The sequence below is a fragment of the Variovorax gracilis genome (assembly GCF_030317115.1).
In the GTDB taxonomy this organism is placed as follows: Bacteria; Pseudomonadota; Gammaproteobacteria; order Burkholderiales; family Burkholderiaceae_C; genus Variovorax; species Variovorax gracilis.
Genome location: NZ_JASZYF010000043.1, coordinates 1 through 26,182 on the forward strand (window position 1 = coordinate 1; position 26,182 = coordinate 26,182).

General features: G+C 64.4%; 18 protein-coding genes. 12 read left to right on the plus strand and 6 right to left on the minus strand.

The features are described 5' to 3' along the window. Positions 1 to 238 precede the first annotated feature (238 nt). From QTH97_RS33700 to QTH97_RS33725, 6 genes are all read left to right on the plus strand, one after another. Entirely contained in the window at positions 239 to 1,324 is a 1,086-nt protein-coding gene (locus tag QTH97_RS33700) for a site-specific integrase (RefSeq protein ID WP_286572963.1), read from the plus strand. 532 nt (positions 1,325 to 1,856) lie between these two features. Next, entirely contained in the window at positions 1,857 to 2,438 is a 582-nt protein-coding gene (locus QTH97_RS33705; protein WP_286572942.1) for a hypothetical protein, read from the plus strand. 121 nt (positions 2,439 to 2,559) lie between these two features. Then, positions 2,560 to 2,922 (plus strand): hypothetical protein, encoded by a 363-nt coding sequence (locus QTH97_RS37195; protein ID WP_444813508.1) that lies wholly within the window; start codon positions 2,560 to 2,562, stop codon positions 2,920 to 2,922. A gap of 709 nt (positions 2,923 to 3,631) precedes the next feature. Further along, on the plus strand, positions 3,632 to 6,901 hold the full coding sequence (locus QTH97_RS33715) for a hypothetical protein (RefSeq protein ID WP_286572943.1): 3,270 nt from the start codon (positions 3,632 to 3,634) through the stop codon (positions 6,899 to 6,901). Between the two features lie 116 nt (positions 6,902 to 7,017). Continuing rightward, the gene (locus QTH97_RS33720; protein WP_286572944.1) at positions 7,018 to 7,587 is read left to right on the plus strand and encodes a hypothetical protein; all 570 of its coding nucleotides are present in this window, start codon (positions 7,018 to 7,020) and stop codon (positions 7,585 to 7,587) included. Further along, positions 7,584 to 8,081 (plus strand): hypothetical protein, encoded by a 498-nt coding sequence (locus tag QTH97_RS33725; protein WP_286572945.1) that lies wholly within the window; start codon positions 7,584 to 7,586, stop codon positions 8,079 to 8,081. Before QTH97_RS33720 ends, QTH97_RS33725 begins: the two co-directional genes overlap by 4 nt. A 209-nt stretch (positions 8,082 to 8,290) precedes the next feature. Here QTH97_RS33725 and QTH97_RS33730 read toward each other — a convergent pair whose 3' ends face one another. After that, a complete protein-coding gene (locus tag QTH97_RS33730) occupies positions 8,291 to 8,614 on the minus strand; it encodes a hypothetical protein (protein ID WP_286572946.1) in 324 nt (107 codons plus the stop codon). Between the two features lie 443 nt (positions 8,615 to 9,057). On the opposite strand from QTH97_RS33730, the gene QTH97_RS33735 reads away from it, so the two are divergent. Together QTH97_RS33735 and QTH97_RS33740 are read left to right on the plus strand one after the other, a co-directional pair. After that, the gene (locus QTH97_RS33735; RefSeq protein WP_286572947.1) at positions 9,058 to 9,462 is read left to right on the plus strand and encodes a hypothetical protein; all 405 of its coding nucleotides are present in this window, start codon (positions 9,058 to 9,060) and stop codon (positions 9,460 to 9,462) included. 603 nt (positions 9,463 to 10,065) lie between these two features. After that, on the plus strand, positions 10,066 to 11,286 hold the full coding sequence (locus QTH97_RS33740; protein WP_286572948.1) for a DUF2252 domain-containing protein: 1,221 nt from the start codon (positions 10,066 to 10,068) through the stop codon (positions 11,284 to 11,286). A 625-nt stretch (positions 11,287 to 11,911) separates the two neighbouring features. Here QTH97_RS33740 and QTH97_RS33745 read toward each other — a convergent pair. The 3 genes from QTH97_RS33745 to QTH97_RS33755 form a co-directional block, all read right to left on the minus strand. Continuing rightward, entirely contained in the window at positions 11,912 to 12,502 is a 591-nt protein-coding gene (locus tag QTH97_RS33745; protein WP_286572949.1) for a hypothetical protein, read from the minus strand. 457 nt (positions 12,503 to 12,959) lie between these two features. Continuing rightward, positions 12,960 to 13,085 (minus strand): hypothetical protein, encoded by a 126-nt coding sequence (locus tag QTH97_RS33750; RefSeq protein WP_286572950.1) that lies wholly within the window; start codon positions 13,083 to 13,085, stop codon positions 12,960 to 12,962. Between the two features lie 128 nt (positions 13,086 to 13,213). Continuing rightward, positions 13,214 to 16,426 (minus strand): error-prone DNA polymerase, encoded by a 3,213-nt coding sequence (locus QTH97_RS33755; RefSeq protein ID WP_286572951.1) that lies wholly within the window; start codon positions 16,424 to 16,426, stop codon positions 13,214 to 13,216. A gap of 80 nt (positions 16,427 to 16,506) precedes the next feature. On the opposite strand from QTH97_RS33755, the gene QTH97_RS33760 reads away from it, so the two are divergent. The 4 genes from QTH97_RS33760 (at position 16,507) to QTH97_RS33775 (ending at position 23,014) form a co-directional block, all read left to right on the plus strand. Beyond that, positions 16,507 to 17,439 carry an SOS response-associated peptidase family protein gene (locus QTH97_RS33760; RefSeq protein ID WP_286572952.1) on the plus strand — a complete coding sequence of 311 codons (933 nt, stop codon included), beginning with the start codon at positions 16,507 to 16,509 and terminating at the stop codon, positions 17,437 to 17,439. 12 nt (positions 17,440 to 17,451) lie between these two features. After that, positions 17,452 to 17,673 carry a hypothetical protein gene (locus QTH97_RS33765; RefSeq protein ID WP_286572953.1) on the plus strand — a complete coding sequence of 74 codons (222 nt, stop codon included), beginning with the start codon at positions 17,452 to 17,454 and terminating at the stop codon, positions 17,671 to 17,673. Positions 17,674 to 17,760: 87 nt separating this feature from the next. Beyond that, positions 17,761 to 18,699, plus strand: a complete 939-nt coding sequence (locus tag QTH97_RS33770) for an IS481 family transposase (RefSeq protein WP_286572964.1) — start codon at positions 17,761 to 17,763, stop codon at positions 18,697 to 18,699. A 925-nt stretch (positions 18,700 to 19,624) separates the two neighbouring features. Further along, entirely contained in the window at positions 19,625 to 23,014 is a 3,390-nt protein-coding gene (locus QTH97_RS33775) for an AAA family ATPase (protein ID WP_286572954.1), read from the plus strand. Positions 23,015 to 23,059: 45 nt separating this feature from the next. Here QTH97_RS33775 and QTH97_RS33780 read toward each other — a convergent pair whose 3' ends face one another. Next, a complete protein-coding gene (locus QTH97_RS33780; protein ID WP_286572955.1) occupies positions 23,060 to 24,259 on the minus strand; it encodes an NAD(P)/FAD-dependent oxidoreductase in 1,200 nt (399 codons plus the stop codon). A 48-nt stretch (positions 24,260 to 24,307) separates the two neighbouring features. Beyond that, positions 24,308 to 26,173 (minus strand): thiamine pyrophosphate-binding protein, encoded by a 1,866-nt coding sequence (locus tag QTH97_RS33785; RefSeq protein WP_286572956.1) that lies wholly within the window; start codon positions 26,171 to 26,173, stop codon positions 24,308 to 24,310. Positions 26,174 to 26,182 lie beyond the last annotated feature (9 nt).

The window sequence follows — 26,182 nt, forward strand, 5'->3', positions numbered from 1 at the left end:
AGTCGCTCGAACTTTTGAAACTCATGCCCTGCTCCTCGGCCCCGGTTTACTTGCGATAATAAAGCATTATCGGAAACTATGTGGAATATACGTAAAACATCATACATGGCATGTGTGATAAATAACGTAAAACGTCGCAGTCCTGGACTGCTTGCGTCGTCGCCGATCCGTTGCTGTTGGAGGTCGCTTGAAGAAAGCCGTTGAAAAAGTGCCGAGGTCGAAGGCGTCCGAGGCGTTGATGCCCTTGAAAGTCGACCACGCGCTGCTCGATCCCGGTCAGCTGTCGGGCATGGCCGAGGAAGCCGCGCACGACCTGATGGCCGAGGGCGAGTCCGGCAATACGCGCCTCGCGTACCGCGCCGCCATGCGCTACTGGGCTGCCTGGTTCGGGGCGCGCTATGGGCGGCAGATGGTTTTGCCGGTGCCCGTGCCCGTGGTGGTCCAGTTCATCGTCGACCATGCCGAGCGCTCGACGAAGGCGGGGCTCGAACACCAACTGCCGCCCGCGATTGACGAAGCGCTGGTCGATGCCGGTTTCAAGGGAAAACTTGGCGCGCCGGCGCTGAATACCCTGGTGCACCGGATCTCCGTGCTCTCGATGGCCCACCACCTGGCCAAGCAACCCAATCCGTGCGTCGATGCCGCGGTGAAGGCGCTGCTGAGTAAGACGAAGAAAGCCTACGCCAAGCGCAACGCCCTGCCCCACAAGCAGCGAGCCCTGACCAAGGAGCCGCTGGAGGCGGTTTTGGAGACGTGTGACGACTCGTTGAAGGGAAAGCGCGACCGCGCCCTCCTCCTCTTCGCCTGGGCCTCTGGCGGACGGCGGAGATCCGAGGTTTCAGAGGCGGTCTATGAGAACCTACGGCGGGTCGACGGGGGAGATTTTCTGTACACGCTGGCCAACTCGAAGACGAACCACAGCGGGAAGTTGCGGCCGGAAGACGTGAAGCCGGTGGTCGGGTCGGCGGCCGAGGCGCTGGAGGGCTGGCTCAAGGCCAGCGGCATCACTGCAGGTCCCCTCTTCCGGCGGATCCTCAAGAACGGAAAGCTCGGCACCGATGGGCTTTCGGGGACGGCCGTGCGGGACATCGTGAAGGCGCGGTGTGCGCTCGCTGGCGTGGGAGATGATTTCTCGGCGCATTCGCTGCGCTCCGGGTTTGTGACCGAGGCCGGCCGCCAAAACATGCCGCTGCAGGAGACGATGGCCATGACGGGGCACCGGAGCACGGATACCGTGGCGGGGTATTTCCGGGCCGGGGCCGCACAGGTGAGTGCCGTGGCTCGGATGATGGATTCGATGGCGGGGAAATCCGAAGAAGGTTGAAGCCGACCACAACGCGCATCTCGCGATCTCGCATGCTGGTGGTCGAGAACATCACGACGCGCGGCAGCAACGGCGATGCCGGTCGAAGTGAGGACAGCCAGAATTTAAGGACACCGCAACGGCGACCTGCCTAGGGCTACGCCAGAACACGCAGCGCTCGTCGATCCGTGTCGCCGTCGACTCACTTGCGCGCGGGGCTCATGGTGCACTCCTGGCGCGTGCGGCGAGGCGTGCCCGATTGGCACACCGTTGGCATCCGCAAGACGCGCGGGCTCTCGCTGACCAACAATCGCTGCTTGCGGGCTGTAGTCGCACGCCTTACGCTCTGGCTGAAGGCGCGGTCGCCGGACGATCCCGCCGGCAGTGTCGGGTGCAACGCGTTAACGCCACCTACACCTCGGAGGGCCAGCGCGTCGCAATCGGACCGATGGGGCGACGACTGGCTACAACGACGTTGGCAACATCGCCACGGAGCCGACCGAGAGGGGATGAATGCGACACTATTTTTGTTTAATTGTCGGCACATACGACAATGACGATTTCGGGTCTTGACTCGTTTACGAGCAAACTGGCGATCGGCGCAATTGTTATTGCGGCCGCAGCGGCTGCCGTGCAGGCGTTCGTCGATGTTCGCCCCTTCTTCAATTGGGTAGTAAGCTCGAAAGTGTGGGAAGTGTTCATCGCTCTCCCGGTCGTCGTTCTCTCCTATCTGATCGGCCTCGTCGTTGTGCGGATAAGCGCCGGCGCCTTCGATGCTTGGCGCGGAGACTCTCCGAAACGGCGTGTATCTCGCATGCTCATAGTCAGCAAGTCAGGTAGCAGTATGCTAGCCAATTACCTTGACAAGCTCATTCTGGAGGAGGAGATCCTGCAGGGCGCTTGCCCTGCCACGTTGCTCCTTGGGATTGGCCTCTCGCTAAAGGTCATGATGTCTTCATCGGACATTGGTGGCAACCTCTCTCATGGAAGATTGATCTTCGGAGTGGTGGCAGTCATCCTCTTCGCCTTGGCGACGGTGTTACTGTTCTTCGCGAACAGCACGCATAGATCTATTGTCGAACTCTCGGAGCAGATTGCGCGCGCCGCGCGTGTTCAGTCCGATGTTCGAGATTGAGTTGGGGAAGCGTCCGTCGGGTAACTACTTGACTTTCCCATCTGCACCTCTATCGCTCCAGAGTTGAGAACGCGCCGTGCAGGGAGACGGATCAGGCACGGAGAGCAGCCGTAAGTGAGGGGTGTACCTGCGCGGCGAGCGGCGCCTGTCCTTCGACGTTGAAGCCCGGGTACCAACGACGAAACTGCGCCAGTTCACCGTTCAGAACATCAGCCCGGATATAGAGCAGCAAGTGGGCTACTCGCGGCGTACAACGCATCTGCTGCTTCTTCACAAATCGCCTGGCCACAAGTTAGCAGGCTGCGGACAGCGGACCGATCCACGGATCATCGAGGGGCACCGGGTTGCCGAGAAGTTCCGGGTCTACGGCATTGGTGTGCCCATCGGACCGGACCTGTTTGTGTTGCATGATCGCATCGGCTTCGGTGGCGGGCTGTCGAGACGAACAACCGCGGCGAGAACCCCATGCAGCTATCGCTGGTGACGGTGGACACCCATGGGTACACGAATCCGGCGATGGCTATCGCCAAGCTGCTGGGCTCTGACCCGCTACAAGGCAGGCAGCTCCGTCGCGCAGATAGCGTTTGGCGCGAACATGCATAAGCGCCCTCCCCTCGCGGTCGATGCTTCAAGAACCGTCATTGGGAGAATCGCGCGCGAAGCGAGAGCCGGGGTAATCGTATTTTTTCGACAAGTTGACACGGTCGCGGTGTCGCCGAGCGAGGCCGCGTGTTCGGATGGCGGATCCGGATCCACAACGCGCGCCGAAGGCGTAGATAGGCGGCCCCACCGGTGCCGTCCCGAGCGGCAGCTGCGCGAGGCTCTTCTGCCCTCTCGCGGCCGCCAGTGAGTCCTGCATCACCGACGACTGCTTCCTTCCATCTCGAACTCACGGGAAGGGCCCGATACGGTCCTTCAATTCTGAGAGAAGCTGGCCTGCGCCAAGATCCCAAATGGAATGGCCACCCATTCTCTCTCCGAGCAGACGGAAGTCTGATCTCGTCGACAGGGCTGCGCCGGCTGTCGTGTCGGGGCGGCCGCCCTGACTGGCGGCAATATGGCGCGCGGGTGGATTCGCAGTCCCGGCCAGGAGCCGACGGTCATCGACGTCCACTCTTTCGATGCCGCGGTCGGGCTGTCGTCCGGAGTTCTAACCGTACGGCCTTCGGCCTCCATGTGGTCGAAATGGATGAATGCCAGCGCAGCCCGGTCGATGCAGTGATGCAGGAGCGCCGCCCGCAGTCATCGGGGCCATCGCGAAATACGTGGCCGAGTTGGCTGCCTACTGGGCGCCGCGCGTCCGGCAGCCTCCCCAAGCGAGGGGATGTTTTTCCGTCGATCAGCTTAATAATCCGCGCAGGGGGGGCAGCGCTGCCGATACGGAGGGTCTCATGCGAGGGAAAGCAGAGGACGGGGCCGCGTTGCAGGCCTGCTCGGTACTAGAGGATGAATACCGGCTGCTCCATGGGGAATTGCCGCCAGACCTTGAAGGGCTTGACGATCCGCTGCAGCGCACGCTTCGGCTGAACCAACTTATCGACGAGCTGGAGGGCGACCACGCCCGTTCGTCGCTGTGCCTGTCGGGCGGCGGCATCCGCAGCGCCACGTTTTGCCTCGGCGCAATACAGGCGCTCGCGGGCCTAGGGCTGCTTGACAAAATCCACTACCTGTCGACCGTCTCGGGCGGCGGCTACATCGGCGGCTGGCTATCGAGCTGGATCCAGCGCGCCGACGGGATCGCGGGCGCGGGCCAGGGCCTAGCGCATGTTCAGGAGATGCATGCGGGTGCGGTGCCGCTGCGAACCGCGCGCGGCGTGCAAGAGGAAAACCCGGCTCAGCGCCTACGCGCGTACACGAACTACCTCAGCCCGGTCTGGGGTCTGTCGCTGGATGCACTGACCCTGGTCTCGACCTTTCTGCGCAACCTGCTCCTGCATTGGGTCGTCGTCGTTCCGCTGCTCGCGATTGTGTTGCTGCTCCCGCGCCTGCTGGTCGCCTTGCAGACACCTGAGAGCCGCCTCGATGTCCGCTTCTGGACGTGGATCGCCGCCGGGTTGCTCGCGGTGTCGGTGGTGTACGCCGCGGCCGATCTCCCGGGTCGGCGTCTCGCCGATTCGAGCCTATCTGCACGATTGAGCTGGTTGCACAAGCTGCGCGAATGGCTGCTCCGGCGCGGCTGGAAGCCGACCAACCTGTTCGCGGCCGTCTGCATGCTGCCGCTCTATCTGGCGGCCGTCACCGCCAGCGCCGTCATCGGGTCGCTCACTGAGCAGCCGAAGCCAAGCGAGCTCGACCACATCGTCGGATGGCTCTCGCTCCAGGGCGCCGTTCTCTGTCTCGTGTCGGTAATGATCGGTGCGCTGTTCAGGCCCTTGCGCGGCCTGGCGAGCCGGTACACCTACCCGTTTCGAGCCGTCGCGAGCGCGGTGCTTACGGGCGCCGTCGGCGGCGCCGCGCTGGGGTTGCTGATCGAGCTGATGCTGTGGGCGCGCACGAAAGTGCCGATGCGCTCCGACTGGGAATGGCTGTACGCGCTTTTCGCCGTGCCGGCGCTGCTGGCGGTGGTGTGGCTGGCTGCGCACTGCTATGTCGGGCTGATGAGCCGGCTCACCGATGAGGAGGATCGCGAGTGGTGGGCGCGTGCTTCCGCGATGTCGATCGCCTGGACTGGTGCGACGATCATGCTGTGCCTGACGGTACTCGTATTGCCGCAGTTGATTTTCGCGATCCCGGTCGTCGCTGACGCGCAATCGCCTGGTGCGGTCGTCGGCGTCGGCACCGGCGTGCTGGGCGCGGTCGTCAGCGCCTTCGGGTACTGGAGTAAGCGCGGGCCGTCGATACGCCAGAGCGTTGACACAATCCTGGGCGCGATCGGATCGCGCGCATTGGAGGTGATCGCGGGCCTGTTCATCGTGTTGCTGGGTGTAGCCGGCAGCGTCGCGATCTCTGCCGGGCTCGAAGAAGGCGCGCAGCCGCTGATCCCCGAGATGCACGCCAGCGCCGACCGCTTCGCGGCCGACGTCAGCGGCTACCGTGTGAAGACGGAACGTGCCGCTCGCGACGCGGAGCGCAAGAAGTGCCCGAAGAATTCCGACTCGTGCTTGAGACCCATCAACGAGCAGGTGACTTCGGGCGACCGGTATGCGGCGGTTCTCCATGCGACGCCGTCGCTCCTACCAATCGTGCTGGTGGCGTGTCTGGCCGCGCTCGCTGCGATCGCGATGCGGGTGATGGGGGTGAACACCTTCTCGCTGCACTCGATGTATGGCAACCGTCTGGTGCGTGCGTATTTGGGCGCGACCCGGCTGAACACGCATGCCGGGCCGGGACGACAGTACGGCACTTCGACGCACGGCCACTGGTTCACCGGCTTCGATCCGCTCGACAACATGCCATTGGCCGCTCTAAAGGTGGCCGCGCGACGCCTGTTTCCTGTCGTCAACGTCGCCCTAAATATAGCGTCGGCCGCCGGCGGCAGGCTCGAGTGGCAACAGCGCAAGGCGGCTTCGTTCACGATGACGCCGCGCTACTGCGGAAGCGCCGAACTCGGCTTCGTCCCGACCGTCGACTACGGCAGACCTCCGCGAGGCAAGGACCTGCAACGCCGCACGTACAGCCGCGAGGAGCTGAAGGAGGATCCCGGCGTCGATCAGGATCTCGGCGGCGTCACACTCGGCCGCGCCATCGCAATCTCTGGAGCGGCCGCGTCGCCCAACATGGGTTATCACACGTCGACGCTGGTGGCCTTTGTGATGAGTTTCTTCAACGTGCGCCTCGGCTGGTGGATGCCGAATCCGTCATTGAAGTTCGGGTCCATGTGGCGCAAATCGGAACCGACTTTCGGCCTCGGCAACGTCGTGATGGAGGCGACGGCTGGCACGACGGACGACCGCCAGTTCGTCTACCTGTCCGACGGCGGGCATTTCGACAACTTGGGGCTGCACGAGATGGTGCGCCGGCGCAGCCGCCGCGTGCTCGTGATCGACGCGTCCGCCGATCCCAGGTTCGAATACGAGGATCTCGAGAGCTGCATACGCAAGGTCCGGATCGATTTCGGCGCGGAGATCAGATTCGACAAGGGGCTGCCGAGCGCGGAATCGGTCAGGCGCATCGGCCGGCACTTCGCGATCGGAACGATCCAGTATCGCAACTCCGACGTTCCGGGCACGATCATCTACGTCAAGCCCGCATTGAGTGGCGACGAGCCGGTGGACGTGCAGCGCTACGCGGCTGCACAGAAGCGGCCGAAGGCCGCGTTCCCGCACGATCCAACCTGGCACCAGAACTTCGACGAGGCGCAGTTCGAAAGCTATCGGGTGCTCGGCCTACACAGCGTCACGGACGCCTTCCGCGACGCGACCGATCCATGGGACGCTGACCGCGCACCGGACCATCGGCCGCCCGGCGGGGGCGGGTCGTCGTCGACGCCGTCGTCGCCGGTCGCGGGGCTGCCGCGAACCTGAACGCCGGCACGGCGGGAGCGGCGGCGGGTGGTGCGGCCGGAGGTGTGGCCGGCGGCGGACTCGGCGGTCGCGGTGGCGCAGACGGTTCGAACAAGTCGACCGGAGGCGACGGAACCTTGACCAAAGTGGCCGTCGGCGCCCTGCTCGGATCCCTTATCGTGGCGACACCGGTCGTGCTGAAGGAAAAGAGCGAGATCACTGTCAAGATGGAAGGCGACGCGGCGCTGCGCAGCGAGTTGCAGGCGCTCGGGCAAGGCATTACGGTGCTGACTTCCACAGTTGCGCATGTCGACACCGCATCGGACGGCCGTTCGCGGAATTCCTCGCTCGCACCGTCCATTGACGAACTACGCCAAGAGCTCGTGCGATTGCGGGACCGGCTCGAGAAGCTGAAGGGCGACCCGGGTCCGAAGGGAGATCAAGGCGGCAAGGGAGACACCGGAGACAAGGGAAACAAAGGCGACAAGGGCGACAAGGGTGATCCCGGCCCAAGCCCGGACCTCGGCGACATCCAGCGCCGTCTCGGTACGCTCGACGCGCGGATCGAGATCCTTCAGAAGCGGCTCGATCAGGTGAAGCAGACGGAACTCGAACGGATCCGCGAGCAACTTGAGAACATCCGCAAATCGATTGACAAGTCGGCGCCCCGCAACAACATCGGCGGCGGCGAAGGAGGAACCCGATGACACGCTGGCTCGGCATGACAGCGCGCGGCGTGGCGATCCTTGGCGCTGCACTCCTCAGCGGTTGCGCGCCGTTCGCTGTTAACTGGTACGTCGAAGTTCCGGCAGATCCAGACAGGGGCCCTGGCGACCTGCTGATCACCGTGGCCAATCGAAGTGACAAGTCCTGCACGGTCGACAAGATCATCTTAAATCCGTCACCTGATGGCGGTGGCTACAGCTGGTCGACCGGCAGCGGTACCTCGGCATTGACGCTGCGGCCGGGTGAGCTGATTGTCGTGCCGCTGTCGCGATTCGAGCGGCCTGCTGTCTATGCATCCTGCGTGCTGCCGTCGACGGTCTCCGTCACGGGGAGTTGCTCGTGGGTGCTGCCTAGTCCCGGGCCCAGCATCCGCATGACTGCCGGACTGCCGAAGCTGATGCCCGATGTGTGGCGTGACTGCCTGCGTGTACCGAAGCCGTCGGAGGGAGGGACGTTGGGACCGACACGGCCGTAAGGAACGGTAGGTGTTGAGGTCAGCTAAAGCCGTTGGGAGCGAACAAATTCGGGGGCGACTCCTTTTGCTCTACGCGGCCGTCGCGAGCTGCCGCTGCGTCGGATACCAACGCTTGAAGTTGCGCACGTCTTGGCCATTCAATACGGCGCAACGTACCTGGAGAAGGTGGTTCGCGCCACGGCGAGTCCAGCGCGCGTGCCCGTTGCGCTTCATGCGCTGGCCGACAACGTGATCGACAGCCGACTCTCGGCGCCCGCTGATGAGATCGGCAGACCTCGCGCGCGCCGCGCTGCGTAGTTGGTGAGGCAGGCCTTGCCGTTCTCGAGATAGGCCACGAGCCTGCCCAGTGCGTCTCGCTTGCCAACCCAGCCCGTGTCGCGCTGCAACTCTTGGAGTCGCGCAAGGCAGGATTCCGCTCTTCCGTGCCACAGCAACCACTTCGCTCCCTCGGCCCTTCTCAACAGACGTTCACGCTCAACGTCATCCAGGCCGGGCAGCCCTTTCAGCGCGAGCTGCAGGTGCTTGAAGCGCATGCCGCGAAGCAGCTACACACGGGTGCTCTCAACAGTCGGTATGGAATGTCAAGATCCTCAAATCTGGCGATGCGTGTACGGCCGTTTCGGAGGAACCTTGCAACGCAGCTAGAAGCCGGTCCGGATCGCATTCGCATGGGCCCGGCGATCTTCTTGGAGAAGCGCCATGCATGAAGAGAACGCGTCGTGATCTTTACCATCCTCAACATCGCAGGCATCGAGGACGCCGCGCTGCATCGCGCAATCCGCGCGATCAATCGCCCTAGCCATGATGACTTTGGGCCCTACTCGCAACTCCCTCACCACTTGAGGGAGGCGCTATGAAATTAATTCGCCCAGGCGTCCCTGCTCCAATTCGACTATTGGCTTTCGCTGCGATAGGCTCCGTATGCCTCGCTCCGCAGGTCCACGCCGGGAGTACCTTGATCGATGGCACGAGCTGCATGCCGTTCACCAGCATCTTGGTGCCGCCACCGTCCAATTCGCCGAGGGTCTTTCCGTACGGCAATCGATTGCAGTTCTACCGCAACGGTTCGGACTGGAATTTCCTCATTAACTGCCCGCTGCCGGTGACGAATGGCGGAGGAACAGACGCTGGCGGTGTAACGCTCGCAGTGGTCGATGGCCGTTCACTCAACAATGTCAGGCTCTGCTACGGCACCTACTACTCCGACAGTATCTCCTGCGGTGCAGCGAGCACCGATTCGGGGCCCTTCTATATCGTCTATCCACCAGCCCCTCTCCCATCGAGTGCGACCGCGCCTTTCGTGCTGATTAGCCCGACCATCACGACTGCGAATAGCCCAGTAGTGGTGCGCGGCGTTACTGCATTGTGGACCAACCCATGACCAGACGCGACCAACTGTCTAGCGCCGTCCAGCGCTTCGCTCGGCACACCTTCGCCCTCACTGTCGTTGCAAGCTTCCATTCCCTAGCGCTTGCAGCGCCAGCTGGGGCAAGCGGTGCGATGCCGGGCTCGGAATCAACTGGAACGACAGCGGCTCGGCCGCCAACGACTGAGGAAATTAAGGTTTTCGTCGCCAGGAGTCAGGCGGCGCAGGCGAAGCAAAGAGCCGACCTCGAGGCGCGATTTGCCGCAACACTAGGTAATTCCAAAGCTAGCTCAGGGCAGGACGCCGTTGCCTCTAGCACCGCTGTCATATCTGCATCTGGCCGCATGGAGGCCGATCTCAGGGCTTCGCTCTACCGCTCGATGGCCGCGTCCAAGGCGAAAGTCCGGTATCTCACGTGTCGGGATACGCTATGCAAGGTCGAACTTAGCGGCACCTCCACAGCGGACGCCTTGGTGGCGCTCACCAGTGCCACTCGCTGCGCGTTGCCACTGATCGAACCCGATGTCCGCGGGGGCGGTACGCTTATCGCCTTTGTCGATTGCGGCGAGATCCTACGATAGGGCCGCACGCACTTCTTGTTCGAACGAGAAGATGGACATGGACATTGTTAGCAACATTCGGGCAGCCAACGCCGGTCGAGAGCAGGAGCGGCTGCAAATGAAGTACAGGAAGATGAATGGCGATCCCTTCGTCTTTCTTCGCGGAACCTGCCACCTTTTCTACGACCGCCTCCCGTCGCATTCGATCTTCCAGACGGCCCCGGCCGTGTGGAGTTGCGGCGATCTCCACCTGGAGAACTACGGCAGCTACAAGGGCAACAACCGGCTGGTCTATTTCGACATCAATGACTTCGAGGAAGCAGTGCTCGCGCCCGCCACCTGGGACTTGGTGCGGATGCTGACCAGCATCCGGCTGGGTGCAGCAGACAAGGGTCTGAATCGATCGGTTGCCACGCGCTTGTGCACCGCGTTCGTGGACACCTACGCGTCAGCATTGGCAGAGGGCAAGGCGCTTTGGGTGGAGCGCGATACCGCCAACGGATTGGTGAAGGATCTCTTTGAAGCTCTGCGGAAGCGCACGCGCGCGAAGTTCCTCGATGACCGAACCAAGTCACGCGGCGGCCTTCGAACCTTGCGTATTGATGGGCAAGAGGTGAAGTGGGACAAGAAGAGAATGCTGGCGGTGTCGGACGACGATCGCACTGTAGTCGAACTCGCGCTTGGCGCGTTTGCCGAGACACAACAATCGCCCGGTTTCTACCGGGTACGCAGTGTTGCGCGTCGTATCGCAGGCACTGGCAGCCTTGGGCTAGGTCGCTTTGCGGTTCTGGTGGAAGGCAAGGGATCGCCCAATGGCAACTACCTGCTCGATCTAAAGCAATCAACGCGTTCGTCCTTGGTCGGCCATCTTCAGATCGCACAGCCCAAATGGGAAACGGAGGCCGAACGCATTGTCGAATTGCAACGGCGCATGCAGGCGGTTTCCGCTGCCTTCTTGCATCCCCTTGTCGTTGGTGGTCTTCCCTACGTTCTGCGGGAACTGCAGCCCACCGATGACAGCGTCAAGCTCGACGCATCCAAACGGCCTGCCAAGATCGAGCAGTTGTTGGAGACCATGGGTCGCATCGTCGCTTGGGCTCAGCTTCGCAGTGCGGGGCGCGCGGGCTCGGTAGTGGCCGATCGACTGATCGACTTCGGCGGTGACGCAGACTGGCGTCCCACGCTGATCGCGCTGTCCGAGGACTGCGCGGCCCAAGTGCGCAAGGATTCAGCGGTGTTCGATCGGGCCTACAAGCAAAAGGCCTTCGAGGTCGCGTAAAGAACCAGTTCCCAGCAGCGGGAGCTGATTTCTTATCCTGGAGGGCCATGGAAGACTTGAAGAGAGTGTTGATCGTCTGCAGCGTGCACGATCAAATCGGCAAGGCCACCGCCGGAGAGTTGCACTGGCTTCTCGATCGGCTTCGACCGTAGGTACTTTTTCTCGAGTGCTCCCCGACTGACTTTCCTGCATTTCAGGATGGCCCCTGTCGCACGCTCGAATCCGCTGCCGTCAGGCACTATCGCAGGCGCCATGAAGTGACGTTGGAACCGGTCGACCTGCACCTCCCGGACGTTGAGCTTCTTGAGCCGAAGATCGGCGAGTTGTTCGAAAGGATCGAGGCGGAAAGCCCGCGGTCATGACTCGAGGCAGGAGCCGTATGCGGTAGTGCTGCACGTACGGATCTGTGCGGGGGGCGGGGAGCAATCGCCGTCCCTACCGCGACCCCGGCAGCCGCGACGACGGCCGCAACAAGCAAGGGCGATTCCGAGGCGAAGCCGGCCGGTCATGGGAAGGTCTGCTCCTGCAACCGCGCGCGAAAGCCGTACTGGAAGAGGTCGGCACCATCGCCCACACGCGCGACGCCGTGGTCGCCTGCCGCGTGGGCCTGTTTTGCAGACCTTCCTTAGATCAAGTCCCGAACCCGATCCTTAGCATTGCGGATCTGCACTATGGATTCGCGAAGATCTTCTTCGAAAATTTCGACGGCATGACGAGCGTAGGCCATGCGCTCAGCAAGATCCTCTGCTGAAAGCTGGGATTGGAGGGTCGTCGCGAGTTGATCCAACGCCAAAGTATTTCTGTCGTAGTAGTCCCATAAGGTGGCATCGAATGAGCCCATCTCGCGGATCGCACCGCGGACGCGCCCGATAGCGTTGAGGTCCATCGAATACTTGAGCCAATCGACATTGCTCTCAAGGCGTTGCATAAATTGATCGACTTCGGCGCAAAGGTGAGTCGGTTTGAACGCCTCTCGCGTTTGACGATCGGCCGCGAATGCACGCAGGTCGCGCGCAAGGTTCTGCCGGTTCCCATAGGACTCTTTGATCGGTGCCAGTCCCTCCAGGACCTTCGCATAGGCGTCCTCACACCTCGAGCAAATTGCCTGCAGATCTGCAACGAGCTTGCTTCTCTCCTCGCCTTGAGTCCGGCGAAGAAATGGGATGGCTCTTGCTGCGGTGCCGAGCGCGTCGGCCAGAAAGCGCAGTGGGTTCATGGTGGATCTCCTTCAGCGTGGCCTTCGGGACTTCCGCCACCGCGTGCCCTCTACGCGAGCCCTAGCGGTGGCACCGAGGGTAACGCTTGTGCGCAGTGCCGACCACCCCCCTTCTTGGGAGATTCCGTCGCCATCGCCATCCTAGACTGCGCAACTGTCGCGCAAGTCATCCCTGCGCCCCGCAATTGCGAACCTCCAGTGTTCCCTGCGCGTAGCTGCGCGCGCAGATTAAGCACCTCGACGGGACCGATGAAGAGTGCACCGATCTGTTCGAAAATAACATCGACCCCGCTCTGCAGTGCGGGCAATGCCGATGAGACGCACAACGCGGTTCGAGGGCGCAGTCGACTGGGGTGCGCTTTTCGAGGGTAATCAGAAGCGTTCCGAAGCGCCGCCGCTGGCGACAAGCGACGGACATCGGCGGGCATTACGACCGCCGACGTCTGACCACGTGGCGCTACCGGAAGGCCATTGCCGCGTCCAGTTTATCCGCCATGGCCGCGGCGTCGGGGTCACCCAGCGATGCCCTCTTGCGCCAGACGTAGACAGCCGCAGCGAGTTGCTCGTCGTCCATGTCATTCATGAAAAGGATTCTCGCGATCTGGCGTGCGCTTCGCCATTGGCCATGTGGCCACCTGACCTCTGCCCCAGCTCGCATGGGGCTGACCCCTCGCACCGACCTCAGTAGCTGGCCAAGCACTATGCATTCGACTATCGAAAGTCCCGGCTTCCAACGCGCAGTGCCCCGAGCAGCTGCGTGTGGTCGACAAGCTTCATCGCCACCAGCGACTGCACGCCCTTCTCGCTCTGCCACGTTCCTTCGACGCTCAGGAGCTTGGCACCCAGGAGCACCGTGCGCTGCGCCTCGGCAACCTGCGGCCACACGATGATGTTCACCGTCCCGGTTTCGTCCTCGAGCGTGGCGAAGATGACGCCGTTGGCGGTGCTCGGGCGTTGGCGATGCGTCACGATGCCGCTCGCCCTCACCTTCTGGCGGTCCCTTGCCTTGCTCCGCAGTGCTTCCGAGGTCTGGATGCCCCAGGCAGCCAGCTGATCGCGGATCAGCGCCAGCGGATGCCTGCGCAGGCTCAGGCCCATGGCTGCGTAGTCATCTGAGATCTCGGCGCCCTCCAGCGGCTCGGCAAACGCGACCTCTTCCTCGACGGTCCGCGCCTCGCGCAACATCTTCGTAGGCCGGGTGTCGACGCCCTTGGCCGCCCACACCGCATCGGGACGATGGCCCGCGAGGGTGAGCAGCGCGTCGGCGCCCGACAGGCATTTCAGATCGTGCGCGTCGAGCTGCGATCGCATGGCCAGGTCCTCGACGCTCGCGAACGGCGCCTGCGCACGCGCCGCCACGATCCGCTTGGCCGCCTCCTCGCGCATGCCGGAAATGCGTGAGAAGCCCAGGCGGACGGCGCGCAGCGGTTCGGCGTAGGTCGTGTCCCAGCGCGGTGACGCAGCGCCCTGCGCCGGCTCCTCCAGGGTGCTGTCCCAAACGCTCACGGTGACGTCGACCGGGCGGACCACGACGCCGTGCTCGCGCGCATCGCGCACCAGTTGAGCGGGTGCATAGAAGCCCATGGGCTGCGAGTTGAGCAAGGCCGCGAGCATCGCGTCGGGGTGGTGGCGCTTCAACCAGCAGCTCACGTAGACCAGCAGCGCAAAGCTCGCCGCGTGGGATTCCGGAAACCCGTAGCTTCCAAAGCCTTCGACCTGTTTGGCCAGGCGCAGCGCGAATTCCTCGCTGTAGCCCTTCTTGAGCATTCGCTCGACGAGCTTGCGCTGGTGGACTTCCAGGCCGCCGCGCTTGCGCCAGGCGCCCATCGCGCGACGCAGCTGGTCGGCTTCGCCCGCCGTGAAGTCGGCAGCCGCCATGGCGATCGCCATGACCTGTTCCTGGAACAGCGGGATGCCAAGGGTGCGCTCGGTCGCCTTGCGGATGTCGTCGCTCGGATAGTCGACGGCCTCCTCGCCCATGCGCCGGCGCAGGTACGGGTGCACCATGCCGCCCTGGATCGGGCCGGGCCGCACGATCGCGACCTGGATCACGAGGTCGTAGAAGGTCCTCGGTTGCATGCGCGGCAGCATGCTCATCTGCGCGCGACTCTCGATCTGGAAGACACCCACCGTATCGGCCTTGCAGATCATGTCGTAGGTGGCGGGGTCTTCCGGCGGCACGTCCTGCATGCGCATCGGAGGACCGCCATTCATGCCATCGTTCTTCGCGCCGACCTTGGCGCCGGCGAGGTCGAGGGCGCGATGGATCGCACTGAGCATCCCGAGCGCCAGGATGTCGACCTTGATGAGGCCGGTGGCGTCGAGATCGTCCTTGTCCCACTGGATGATGCTGCGGTTTTCCATCGCAGCGTTCTCCACCGGCACCAGCCGGCTGACCTTGTCGCGGCCGATCACGAAGCCCCCCGGATGCTGGCTCAGGTGCCGGGGGAAGCCGCGGAGGGTGTCGGCAATCGTCAGCCAGTGGATCACCTTGGGATTGCTCGGGTCGATCTCGTTCTCGAGCAGGCAGGCCTCGCTGATCCATTTCTCTTCGGTGCCGTAGGCGGTCTTCGCCAGGCGCTCGATCGTGTCGACGGGAATGCCCATGGCCTTGCCCACGTCGCGCAGGGCCGACTTGGTGCGGTAGCTGATCGCGACGGCGGTGAGGGCCGCACGCTCGCGGCCGTACTTCTCGTAGATGTACTGCATCGCCTCCTCGCGCCGCTGGTGCTCGAAGTCGACATCGATGTCGGGCGGCTCGCGCCGTTCGGGGGAGATGAATCGCTCGAAAAGGACATTCATGCGCTCCGGATCCACGGAGGTGACCCCGAGGCAATAGCACACCGCACTGTTGGCTGCCGAGCCGCGTCCCTGGCAGAGGATGTTCCGGTCACGCGCCCAGTGGACGATGTCGGCGACGGTGAGGAAGTAGCTGTCGTAGTCCAGCTGCCCGATGATGGCCAGCTCGTACTCGATCTGTCGTCGCACGTTGTCGGGAAGGCCGTCCGGGTACCGGTCTTTCGCGCCCATGTACGTCAGCTTGCGCAGGTGGCTGGCCGGCGTCTCGCCCTCGGGCACGACTTCGCGCGGGTATTCGTACTTGAGCTCCTCGAGCGAGAACGTGCACAGGCTGGCAACCCGTACGGTCTCCTCCATCCATTCGCCAGGCACCTGTCGGGCCAGCAGCGCGCGGCCGCGCAGATAGGCCTCGGCATTGGCCTGGAGCGCAAATCCGGCGGTGGCCACGGTCTTGCCGATGCGAACCGCGGTGAGCACGTCCTGGACCTTCTTGCGCTTGCGCGTATGCATGACCGGGCTCGCGCTGGCCACGATCCGGATGCCGGTGCGCTGGGCGACCTGCTCGACGATCCACAGGCGCAACTCGTCGTCCATCAGCACAGGCCGGGGCGCGACGATCCAGGCGCGGTCCGGGAACCAGGTCTTGAGCCACATGGCCTGTGCGAACAAGGACTCGACGGTCGCATCGGTCTCAGGCAAGAGCAGCGCCAGGCAGCCGGGCATGCCCGCCAGGTGCGGCGCCTGGATGTTCTTGCCCTCGACATCGGTGACCAGGGCGCTGTAGCGGCCCTTGGCGGCGCGCCGGCGCGCGAGCGTGATGCATTCGCACAAGTTGCCCCAGCCAAGCTTGTTCTGGGCCAGGAAGACGATGCGCGCGTACGCATGGCCCCGCTGGGTGGTCAGCAGGATCTCGCTGCCGCAGATGAAGTGCAGGCTGGCGTCGCGGGCAGCCAGATGGGCGCGCACGACCCCGGAGACCGAGCATTCGTCGGTCAGGGCCAGGGCGGCGTACATCTTGGCGGCCGCACGCTGGACCAGTTCCTCGGGCTGCGAGGCGCCGACGAGGAAGGTGAAGTTGGAACGGCAGTGGAGCTCCGCAAAGGGGGGCGGCTCGTCGGGATGCATGCTGTATATAAATACAGTATTTTGCGCCCAGTCCGAGAAATTTCTGGGCCCTGATCGCCACCCCCGAGCAAAATGCCGCCATGTGCTACAGCGCCCAGATCCGAGCCGAGTACAAGCGTTTCGTGCGCCTCTTCGGCGGCGAACTCAGCATCCGGGCTTTTTCCGAGCTGTACTTCGAGCGCCAGAGCGACCCGAAGATCAGGATCCCGAAGGCCGTTGATGCGATGTTCCTCCATCCCCAGACGGACGAGGAACGCGGCGTCAAGGCGCTGATCGACGCCTTCGACGCCGGGCAGGCCACCCGGCTCGAGCAGGAACTCTTCAAGCAGCGCAAGCGCCTGGCCGACGCCGAGCGGACACTGCGGACGAAGGCCACCAAGAAGGCGGCCGACGATCAGCGCATCGCCACCGCCAAGATTGAGCAGACCCGCGGCAAGCTGGCCGACTTGTCACGCATCGAGCCTGAGGCTCGCGACGGTCGCTTCTTTCCCGGTGGCTACGTCCCGGTGATGGTCTGGGAAGACGGCCAGAGGGTGGTCAAGCCGATGCGGTATCTGTGTCGCCCGGCGGGCAAGCCTGCTTCGAACGACCTCAAGTGTCCCGGTTGCTACAACTGCCGGTTGGACAGCCTGGAGGGCTACTGGAAGGGTCAGTTCGGAACGACACACGGTGTCATCGTGGTGAATGCCTTCTATGAGAACGTCGACCGGGATGGCAAGAACGTGGTGCTGGAGTTCAGGCCGCGGCCAGAGCAGGACATGCTGGTCGCCTGCCTCTGGTCCTGCTGGACGCCGCCGCCCGGCTCCGAGGAGCCGGACCTTTTGTCCTTCGCGGCGATCACCCGCGAACCGCCATCGGAGGTCGCGGCGGCCGGCCACGATCGATGCATCATTCCGATCAAGCCGGAGAACATCGATGCCTGGCTGAAGCCGGATCGATCGAACCTCGCCGCGCAGTACGCCATCCTGGACGATCGCGAGCGGCCGTATTACGAACACCAACTCGCGGCGTGACGCCATCGGATCATGACCACCAAGGCCGCCCGGCGCGAACACCTCATGGCGATGGCCCAGTTCGAGCGCCGTTGCGTCGAACTCTCTCGGCGAATGGAGTCGATCGTTGAACCGCCAGCGCCCGGCGACCACCAGTTCTTGTCGCCCTTCGGGCCGCGCAAGCCGGTGAAGCGGGCATTGCCTCGCGGCGTATCGGGTGCAATCGCCGTCCCCAAGCGTTTGAAGGCTGCCTAGCTTTGATGTTGCGATAGGTTGTTCACCCGGAAGAGTCTGGGAGACTGGAGTTACCACGCTTCAGCACATCTCAGAGGAAACAACCAGGTGAACAGCCACAAGAATGCCAGATTGACCTTCGAAGGTCGCAAATTGCTTGTCGAACGCATTGCCGTGATGGGGCTGATGCCGGCAGCCGAGGCTGCCGGCATCAGCGCGCGCACCGCCCGCAAGTGGCTCAAGCGCTTCGTTGAGCAGGGAGAGCAGGGCCTGCAAGACCGTAGCTCGCGCCCTGTCAGGACGCGTACGAGCTTGGATGAGAGGCTGTGCGAGCGCATCGAGCAACTCCGTCGCTTGCGCATGCCCATGCGCCGGATCGCAGCCGTGGTCGGGCTCAGCGTGGCCACGGTCTGCCGGTTGCTTGGCCGCCTGGGACTCTCAAGCCTGAAGGCGCTCGAGCCTGCTGTGGCGGTGGTGCGCTATGAGCACGAGGCCCCCGGCGAGTTGCTGCACATGGACACCAAGAAGCTCGGACGCATCGTGCGCCCGAGTCATCGAGTCACTGGCGATCGACGCGACTCGGTAGAAGGCGCGGGTTGGGAGTTCGCCCATGTGGCCATCGATGACCATTCCCGGGCCAGCTTCGTTCAGATGCACGACGACGAGCGCAAAGGCTCGGCCGTGGCCTTCTTGCAGGCCGCGGTGGCGCACTACGCCACCCTGGGCGTGACGATCAAGCGCCTGATCACCGATAACGGTTCGGCCTATCGCTCGCGGCTGTTCGCCAAGACCTGCCAAGCCCTGGGCATCAAGCACACCTTCACAAGGCCATATCGACCACAGACCAATGGCAAGGCTGAGCGCTTCATCCAAACCTGCCTGCGCGAGTGGGCCTATGGCCGCACCTGGGCCAACAGCGCCGAGCGCACCGCCTGGCTGCCCGCCTTCCTGAACTTCTACAACGCCCGCCGGCCCCACTCGGCCTTGGGCTACAAGCCTCCCGCCTCCAGGCTCGGCGGGAACAACCTATTGCAACTCAACACCTAGCAAGCCAAGCGCTGAAGCGGGTCCATCGCAGGAGTCGGCGACGGCATCGAGCGGACCACGACAAGTCACGGTGGCCCCCTTCGAGCCCGCGAGCACCGCCTGGGGCGCAAAGTCCGCCGCCACCTGGAACAAGCCCACAAGGCGGCCACCCTTCGCCCATGCATCGAGTTCATGGCCGCAGCGCTGCGTTGCCGCTTTGACGGGCATCGCGCCGCGACGGGCACCACCAAACGGTTTGCAGCGATGCTCGCATGCTTTTCCACAACCTTGTCCACTGCTGCGGTGGAGAACAGTTCCGCTGGAGTTTGCCGCCGTTGATGCTCCTGGTCGGCAGCAGTTGTACACAATTTGTATTAACTGTACCGACCGACTTCTGGGCCTTCCGGCTCGGAGGAAATTCGTCTGGAGTCACGGTCGTGGACCGGCTTCCTTGTGGCAAGGAAGTTCGCTCCTCGCAACGCGCGTCCCACGAATGCGTAGCGCGCCACCTCCATCGGTGCGACCCGCCAACGCTCAGACGGCGCTTTGCGGGGGCCCTCGACGGCGGGGAGAACGAGGATGGCGAGGTCCGCGAGCAACAGACGCTGGCGCGGCCAGCGCGCGGCCACTCCTGAGGCGACCGGTAAAAGCAGGCATGTCCCACCGCGTGGAACGTGACGATCTGTCCAGCCAGCGACGACGACATGGCCGGTGAAGAGTCCGGGTGACGGGCGCGACTTCGCCCTGGCCGTTGGAGCATCGTCGTCCTTCATCTTCGGCGCGATCACAGCGGCTTTGCGTTCGAAGATCGGACTTCGGACGATCACGGAAGTGCAACCCCGAGGTGGACCACGCCGTTGGATCCCTCCCAGGAATGAGAAGCTCTCCGTCGCCTGACGATCGCGGCCTTGACCGCCGCGTCAGTTTGTCGGCATCCTGCTGGCTCATGACAAACGCCTCCACTCCCGCAGACACGGGTGCCCCATCGACGATCGAGGCGTGGTTGTCCGCCCTTGGCATGTCCCGCTATGCCGAGGCATTCAACGCCAACGACATCGATCTCAGCCTGTTGCCCGACATCGGAGAGCAGGCACTCAAGGACCTGGGAGTGGGCAGCGTCGGCCATCGGGTCAGGTTGCTCAAGGCCATTTCGCTGCTCCGGCCTGCACCACCGGCCTCGCCCCCGCCCGCACCAGGTCAGGGCGGTGCTGCCCTTCGCTACCTGGCCGGGGAGCTGGAGGGCGAGCGGCGCCAATTGACCGTCCTGTTCTGCGACATGGTGGGCTTCACCGAATTGGCGTCGCGGCTGGACCCCGAATTGCTGCAGAAGGTGATCCGGGCCTACGAGGACGCCTGTGCCGCCTGCATCGTGCGCTACGACGGCTATGTGTTCCAGCGCCTGGGCGACGGGATCGTGGCCTTCTTCGGATACCCGCTGGCGCACGAGGGTGAGGCCGAGCGCGCGATCTACGCGGGGCTGGCGATCACCGAATCCCTGGCTGCGCTGGAGGTCGCCGAAGTGGGGCGCCTCGAAGTGCGCATCGGGATCGCCACCGGCGTCGTGGTGGTGTCCTCCGTCGGACGCAGCGCCGTCGGAGAAACCATGAACCTGGCGGCCCGCCTGCAAGGCGTTGCGTCCACAGGTGCAGTGGTGGTGAGCGAGCGCGTGCGGCAGTTGGCCGGAGGCCGCTTCGTCTACGAGAACCTCGGTAAGCCCCCCCTCAAGGGCATCCAGCGGCCCACCACGGCCTACCGCGTGGTGGGGGTCAGCGACATCTCCAGCCGCTTCGAGATCGCCACGCAGGAAGGGCTGACCGCCCTTGTCGGGCGCGAGCAGGAGATCAGCCTGCTGACGGACCGCTGGCAGCAGGCGCGCGGCGGGGAAGGCCAGGTCGTGTTGCTTTCGGGCGAGCCCGGCATCGGGAAGAGCCGCATCCTCGACGCGCTGCGGGAGCGGCTGGAGGCCGACGGCGCCAACGTGTTTCGGGTGCAATGCTCGCCCTATTTCGCGAACAGCGCTTTCTTTCCGGCCGTCGACAGCTTCGAGCGCGCGTTGAAGTTTGCGCGGGAGGACGCGGTGGAGGGCAGGCTCGACAAGCTCGAAGCTCTGATCGTCGGGCAGGCCGGCCTTCCGCGCGAAGACGTCCGCTATTTCGCCGCCATGCTCGCCATTCCGTTCGAGGATCGCTACGGGCCCGGCAACATGGGGCCCCAGCGCTTCAAGGACGAGACCCTGCGTTGCCTGGCCGACTATTTCGAGGCGATGGCGCGCAGGAAGCCGACGGTGATGTTCTTCGAGGACGTCCATTGGGCGGATCCGAGCAGCCTCGAGGCACTGGACGTGCTCATTGAACGGCTCAATGGCTTCCCGCTCCTGGTGGTTCTCACGCATCGCTCCGAATTTCGATCGCGCTGGGACAGCCACGGGCACGTGGCGACCTTGAGCATCTCGAAGCTCACCAAGGCCCAGAGCAGCGCCATCGTGAACAAGCTGACCGATGGCAAGGCGCTCCCCGGCCAGCTGCTGGATCAGATCCTGACGCGCACCGATGGCATCCCGCTCTTCGTGGAAGAACTGACCAAGTCGATCCTGGAGTCGGGGGAAATCCAGGTGGTGGGTGATCGCTACGAGTTCGTGGGTGCCTCTCGCCAGGTCAACATCCCGGCCAGCCTGAGGGACTCGCTGATGGCGCGCCTGGACCGCCACCCGTCCATCAAGGAGATCGCGCAGATCGGCTCGGTGATCGGAAGGGAGTTCGGGTACGAGCTGATCCACGCCCTGGCGCCTGGAACACGGGACGAGCTCGACCAGGCGCTGGACAAGTTGACCGAGTCCGGATTGGCCTCCCGGCGCGGCACGCCACCCGATGCGGTCTTCACCTTCAAGCATGCGCTGGTTCAGGATGCCGCCTACGACTCGCTGCTCAAGAGCCGCAGGCAGCAACTGCATGACAGGGTCGTCGGCGCCATCGAGGCACGGCACCCCACGCTGCGCGAGACGGAACCCGAGGTTCTGGCGCGGCACCTGTCGATCGCGGGTCAGACGCGTGTGGCCATGGGGCTGTGGCGACGTGCCGCCGAGTTGGCCATGCGCCGGATGAGCCTTGCGGAGTCCATCGCCCACCTGAACAAGGCACTGGAGGAACTCGCCCTGCTTCCACCCGATCCCGAGCGCGACGTCGTGGAACTGGATCTGCACGCTTCGCTCGGCACCGTGTTCATGCTTGCCAAGGGCTGGGCGGCGCCAGAGGTTGAAAGCGCCTTCCGTCGCGCCCGGGATCTGAGTGCTTCGACCGGCGGTGCGGACAGTGCCGTGCGGGCACTGTGGGGCATTTGCGTGTTTCATCTGGTGCGCGGAGAGATCGACCATGCCCGCGCCATCGGTGACCGCCTCATGGAGCTGGCCATCGGGTCGGGGAGCAGAAGGGCCTCGCTGGTCGCGCACATGCTGTGTGTGCAACTGGCCATGTACTCGGGGCGCTTCGCGGAGGTGGGCCACCACTGGGCCACAGTGGAAGAGCTCTACTCCGAGACCGACGATCCTTCGCTCATCAATGACTACTCGACAGACCTGCGCCTGACCGTCCGGTTGCACGGCGCCCATGTCGAATGGATCCTGGGCCGGCCCGACCAGGCGGGCAAGCTGTGCATGGACAACAACGACCTAGCGCGCTCGCTGGCGCACCCCTATTCGCTGTCATGGGCGCTGACCTGGGGCGCGATCCCCCACCTTTATCGCGGCGACGACGAACGCCTGAATTTGTTCGCCGGCGAAGGCCTGGACATTGCGCAAGAGCATGGCCTCGCCTACACCGGGGCGATCGGCACGATGGCTCTCGGATGGGCCCATGGACAGGCCGGACGACACGCCGAGGGCATCGAGGCCATGCGTCGCGGGCTCGCCGACTTCCGCGCCACCGGCGCTGAAATCGTCGTGCCTTACTTCAAGACTCTGTTGGCCGAATTGCTGTGCGCTGCCGGCGACAAGGCGCCTGCCCATGAGCTGCTCGACACCGCCTTGGAACAGGTCGAGCGCTGGGGTGAACGCTGGCAGGAGGCGGAGATTCATCGCGTGCGCGGCTTGCTCTGGTCCTGCGCGCCGGAGCGAGACTGCGCGCGGGCCGAAGATCATTTCCGGCGCGCGATCGACGTCGCCTCGCAACAAGGCGCCCGTGCATGGGAGTTGCGTGCGCGCACCGCGCTGGCGCGACTGCTTCAGCAGCAAGGCCTGGCGGAACGCGCCCGTTCAGTGCTGGAACCGCTGCTGTCGAGCTTTCGGGAAGGCGCGCAGACGCGGGACTTGATTCAGGCGCGGGCCGTTCTTGCGTCGCTGTAGCGGCGCGCTGTCACTCAGGCTCGGAACCGTCGCGACGCAACGGGGTCAAGCCTGGGAAACGATGCGCTGCAAGTTCGCAGGGTCGAAGAATTCCATGACCGGAACCGTCTGCGCGAACACACCGAAGTACCGATCGATATCGGCCTGGTTTCCCTGGAGCGCCTCGAACACCTTCATCATCTCCGCGGGGGCTTCGGCCAGCGCGGCCATCTGGCAGGTCAGCCCGTAGACGGGCATCGACGCCTGGTCGCGCTCTTGCTGGAATTGCGCCAGCGCCTGCTCCAGCGGCTGATGCCCGGACAGGCCCGCGTCAAGCTTGTCGGCGAGCAGATCGGCGTCGCGAAAGGCGTTGGTGATGCCTGCAGCGGTGATGGGGTCCATGGTCACGCCGGCGTCGCCGACCAATGCCCAGCCCGGTCCGAAGGCCTGGCGAAAGAATCCGGCCGCCCCGCCTCGCACCCATGGCGCGTCGCGTCGTGCCGACCGCACGCGCTCGCCGAGGCCGGGGGCCAGAGCGGCCAGTTCCGCGTGGAAGTGCTTGTCCACGTCATGACGCACTTCGCGCAAGTCCTCCAGCCGCCAGGAGATTCCCACGAGGACCCGTCCGTCGTTGGTGGGCCATGCGTACACCATCCGGCCGGGACGCGGAAAGAACTCGATGCCCTGCACCTCCAAGCCCGAAAAATACGAGAAATACGTGGCCTGGAGTTCAGGCTGGGGATGGGACTCGGCGGCCTCCACACGGCGAGCAATGCGCGAGTGCGAGCCGTCGGCACCCAGCACGATGCGCGCGCGCTCCTCGACGCCTTGGGACTGGACGCCCTCGCCCTTCACGCCGGTCACCCGATCGCCTTCGCGAAGCAGTTCGGTCACGGAGAAGTCAGGCCGAAACTCGACGCCGGCTGCCACCGCCGCGTCGACAAGGATCTGGTCCAGCACGATCCGGCGTGGCGCCAGCGCGCAGCGCGCCGGCCCCGTCGTTGCCGGGGAACCGCGCAACGCGAAAGCGCCGAGGTCCAGGGTCACATCGACAAGAGGCGGGCAATTGGAAGCCTCGACGGCTTGTGCCAACCCCCAGCGGGAGAGGCTCTCCACGCCCGCATGCCAAACCAGGTGCGTGGACATGGCGACATCGCTCGGGAAACCGGCCCGGTCGACCATCAGGACGCGATGGCCCTTGCGGGCCAACAGCATCGCCGTTGCCGCACCGGCGCAACGGGCACCTACCACGATGACGTCGTACATGAATCGAGCTCTCCTGTTGGGACAATGTGGAGCGGACGCACCCGAGGCTCAATGCGCCTTGGAACAATCCACTGGCGGAAGTTGCGGCCATCCATAGGGCGGCATGGGCTCGGTCGCAATGCTGACCACGATGACCTGCGGCTGCGACGTTTCGTCGGCCCGTCGCAGCGCGTCGTCCAGCGCCGCGGCAAATGCCGGCACACCTTCGCTGCGTCCGATGCCGACCGCCCGCGCGCCCAGGCCCTCCGCGAACTTGACCAGGTCGGGCTGGCCCAGGTTGTAGCAATGCTGCCAGTCGGGTTCCGGCGGAAACAGCCGCGCCATGCCCTGGCTCACCATGGACAGGTCGTTGTCGAACAGCACGACCCAGACGGCACCGACGCGGTGCTGTGCCGCGGTGGAGATCTCGGCGCCGTGCATCATGAAGGCCGCGTCGCCCACGATCGCCACGCACGGTTTGGTGGGATCGCCCAGCTTGGCGCCCACCACGCCCGCCACGCCGAAGCCCATCGGTCCCATGGCCAGGGCAATGTGGTAGCGCACGGGCGGATCGACCACCATGTTGTTCAGCGACCACCCCACACAGTTTCCGGCATCGATGAAGACGTGGCCCTCCTTCATGCGGTCGCTGATCACACGCGTCATGGCCGCGGGATGGACTGGCGCCTGCTGCGAATCGCGCCCGGCCGGGTCGGCGAAGGGTGAATGCGCGTTCTTGATGCCGCTGATGAACTTCTTGCGCTCATCGATGGCTTCCTGGTCGCTGACTCGCGAGGCGGCGCACAAGGCGTCGATCGTGGCACCGACTTCCGCCACGACGCCACGCGTGACCAGAAAGCTTCTGCCGATCACGCTCTGGTCGAGGTCGACCTGGATGAACGCATTGCCCGGCACCAGGGTCTTGCTGTACTGGTCCTTCGCGGCGAAGGTGGTCGAGAGTTCGGCCAGCGCGGAGCCCAGCACCAGGAGTGCATCGTAGGGCGCATCGTTGTCGGGCCGCATGTAGAGCGCGGGCCACGCACAGGCCGTCATGCCGTAGTTGCGCAACGACATCGGATCGCTTTCCGGAAAGATGCCCTTGGCGTCCGGCGTGGTCATCACGGGGATGCCGAAGATACTCACGAAACGCTGGAAAGCGCTCAGGCGTGACGCCGACGCGAGTGCGCTGCGACAGCCGTTGCCAAGGAAGATCAGCGGCCGCCGCGCCGCCAGCAAGTCGTCGAGCGCGGCTTCCACCTGGGCCTGGTCGGTGGCGCTCGGCACGGCGCGGTAGCTGCGCGTCGAAGGCGGAAAAGGGATCTTGTTTCCCTTGGGGTCTGGCGGCCCACCTGCCACCACGCACGACCCGGCGACGTCGTTGGGCAGGCTGATGTGGGAAGCACGCGGTGGCAGCGAGCGCGCGTCGCGCAAGGCTTGCTGGAACAGCGTCTGGAAATGGCTCTGGTCCACGATCATGGCGCTGTATTGCACGGCGTTGCGGTAGATCGCATCGATGTCCAGCTTGGCGTCGGCCCCCTCCTGCAGATACCCCATGCCGAAATACTTGCGCGGCACCTCGCCGGTGATGGTGAGCAATGACGAGTTGCTGGTCTGCGCATTCATGGCGCCGGTGAGCGCGTTGCTCGCCCCGGGGCCGGAGGTCGTCAGCACCACCCCCAGGCCGCCGGTGACGCGGCTGTAGCCGTCCGCGATGTAGGCGGCACCGCTTTCGTGCCGGCACACGATGAACTCGAATTCGCTGGACCGCTTTCGAAGCTCATCCATCAGGTAGATGGCTGCGCCGCCCGGTATGCCGAATAGCTTGCTGACGCCCTCCAGCTTGAGGTACTCGACCAGGAGCTGGGCGACGTTGAGGTTCCATCGAACGGACTCAACGGGCGCGTCGGATGCGTGACGTTCGGCGCTTGGGGTCAAGAGAGGTCT

Coding starts and splice junctions, on each gene's coding strand:
- QTH97_RS33745 (WP_286572949.1), bottom strand. CDS start 12,502: ATGAACCCACTGCGCTTTCTGGCCGACGCGCTCGGCACCGCAGCAAGA.
- QTH97_RS33750 (WP_286572950.1), bottom strand. CDS start 13,085: ATGAATGACATGGACGACGAGCAACTCGCTGCGGCTGTCTACGTCTGG.
- QTH97_RS33700 (WP_286572963.1), top strand. CDS start 239: ATGCCCTTGAAAGTCGACCACGCGCTGCTCGATCCCGGTCAGCTGTCG.
- QTH97_RS33730 (WP_286572946.1), bottom strand. CDS start 8,614: ATGCGCTTCAAGCACCTGCAGCTCGCGCTGAAAGGGCTGCCCGGCCTG.
- QTH97_RS33705 (WP_286572942.1), top strand. CDS start 1,857: ATGACGATTTCGGGTCTTGACTCGTTTACGAGCAAACTGGCGATCGGC.
- QTH97_RS33735 (WP_286572947.1), top strand. CDS start 9,058: ATGCCGTTCACCAGCATCTTGGTGCCGCCACCGTCCAATTCGCCGAGG.
- QTH97_RS33765 (WP_286572953.1), top strand. CDS start 17,452: ATGACCACCAAGGCCGCCCGGCGCGAACACCTCATGGCGATGGCCCAG.
- QTH97_RS33775 (WP_286572954.1), top strand. CDS start 19,625: ATGACAAACGCCTCCACTCCCGCAGACACGGGTGCCCCATCGACGATC.
- QTH97_RS33760 (WP_286572952.1), top strand. CDS start 16,507: ATGTGCTACAGCGCCCAGATCCGAGCCGAGTACAAGCGTTTCGTGCGC.
- QTH97_RS33755 (WP_286572951.1), bottom strand. CDS start 16,426: ATGCATCCCGACGAGCCGCCCCCCTTTGCGGAGCTCCACTGCCGTTCC.
- QTH97_RS33780 (WP_286572955.1), bottom strand. CDS start 24,259: ATGTACGACGTCATCGTGGTAGGTGCCCGTTGCGCCGGTGCGGCAACG.
- QTH97_RS33725 (WP_286572945.1), top strand. CDS start 7,584: ATGACACGCTGGCTCGGCATGACAGCGCGCGGCGTGGCGATCCTTGGC.
- QTH97_RS33715 (WP_286572943.1), top strand. CDS start 3,632: ATGCCAGCGCAGCCCGGTCGATGCAGTGATGCAGGAGCGCCGCCCGCA.
- QTH97_RS33740 (WP_286572948.1), top strand. CDS start 10,066: ATGGACATTGTTAGCAACATTCGGGCAGCCAACGCCGGTCGAGAGCAG.